At 76.2% G+C, this 1,639-nt stretch carries 2 protein-coding genes; both read right to left on the bottom strand.

All coding sequences use genetic code 11. The features are described from left to right. A partial coding sequence (locus AB0I76_RS29480) for a lycopene cyclase family protein (RefSeq protein WP_357042285.1) occupies positions 1 to 945 on the bottom strand: 945 nt, incomplete at its 3' end. A gap of 8 nt (positions 946 to 953) precedes the next feature. Then, positions 954 to 1,639, bottom strand: a 686-nt coding sequence (locus AB0I76_RS29475; protein WP_357042282.1) for an MFS transporter, incomplete at its 5' end; no start/stop codon positions are given.

Below are 1,639 nucleotides of genomic sequence, written 5' to 3'. Positions count from 1 at the left end.
GGGCACCGGGGGCCGGCCGGCGGCCAGCGCGCGGGCCACCTGATCGGCCTGGCGGTGCATCGCGGAGAAGGTGAAGCCGGTGGACGGCCGGGTGGCGCCGCCGGCCGTGCCGAGGCGGACCACCCGGGGCGAGGGCCGGGGGTCGAAGGGCGCGTCGGTCATCGGGATGACGCCGTTCTCCACCTCCCGCACCCGCAGCCGGGACGGGTCCAGCCCCAGCAGGTCGCGATAGCCGGCGAGCGCCGCGTCGTACCCGGCGTCGGTGAGCAGGGACGGGGTGAACTCGGTGTACTCCACCAGGGCGTACCGGTCGCTCACCGGCAGGACGTAGCCGAACGACACGCCCCGGGCCGGCTGCGGGGTGCGGAAGTCCATGAGGATCGCCCGGCTCGGGTCGAACAGCGGCCCGTCCGCCTCCAGCCACCAACCCCGGAAGTGCTGCAGCCAGTTGGTCCGGCCGGCCCGCCGCGGCGGCCGGGGGCGGGAGTCCAGCACCCAGGAGGCCCGCACCACCGGCCCACCGTCGCCGGTCCGCACGGTCACCCGGTCCCCGTCGTCGTCGAGCACGTCGGCCGGGGCGCCGATCCGGCTCACGCCGAGGCGGCGTTCGGCCTCGGCAGCCCGGTCGTAGACCGGGCCGGAGCGCAGCATGGCGTACCGCAGCGGGGTGAGGTCGAGGACGCGGCGCCGCTCGGGCGTCGCCACCTCGACCTGCTGCCAGCTCGCCGCCAGCACCGGGTCGAGGTCGTTGCCGGGGTGGTCCCAGAACGCCCAGGTGCGGTCCTGGCCGCGCCGGTGGACCGGGTCCACCACGGCGATCCGCAGGCCCCCGACGTCGTGCCGGTCGAGGGCGGCCAGGACCAGCGACGCGGCGCCGCCCCCGCCCACCAGGGCGAGGTCGACGTCGACCGGAGCGGACCTGTGCACGCCACCACGCTGCCACACCGGACGGCTCAGGTGACGGCCGGCTCCTCGGCGCGCTCCGGCGCGGGGTCGGTGTAGGCGCGGGCGACGGTGGCCCGGTCGAACACCCGCCAGGTGGCGGCGGCGACGGCGACCGCCACGACGAACCCGACCCAGTACGGCGCGGTGAGCCCGTAGGTGGTCGCGACGATCCCGCCGAGCAGCGCGCCGACGCAGTTGCCGCCGGCGGCGAGGAACAGGGTGGTGCTGCCGACCCTCCCGAGCAGCGCCGGCGGGGTGAGCCGCTGACGCAGCGAGCTGAACACGATGCCCCACAGGGCGCCGTGCACGCCGAACGTGAACAGTGCCACCCCGATGACGACCGCGCTGGTGGACGCGGCCAGCGCCAGGTGCAGAACGGCCTCGATCACCAGGCCGATCCGGACGGTCCAGGTGGCGGTGACCGCGGCGATCATGCGGTCGCCGAGCAGGGAGCCGACCAGCCCGCCGACGGCCATGCAGGTGAAGAGCAGGCCGTACCCGACGGAGCCGAGCCCGAGTCGCTCCTGGGCGAGCAGCACCAGCATCGCCATGGCGGCGGTCAGGGTGACGTTGAGCAGCCCGATCAGGACGGTCATGGTGCGCAGCAGCCGCTGCCCGGCCAGCCAGCGGAACCCCTCGGCGATCTCGGCGCGCACCGACCCGCGGCGGCGCGGCCCGGCCGCGTCGGTCGGCG

This window comes from Micromonospora sp. NPDC049799 (assembly GCF_040656655.1).
Classification (GTDB): Bacteria; Actinomycetota; Actinomycetes; order Mycobacteriales; family Micromonosporaceae; genus Micromonospora.
Note: the sequence above shows the minus strand (reverse complement) of the source record. Positions and strands in the feature narration are given on the sequence as shown.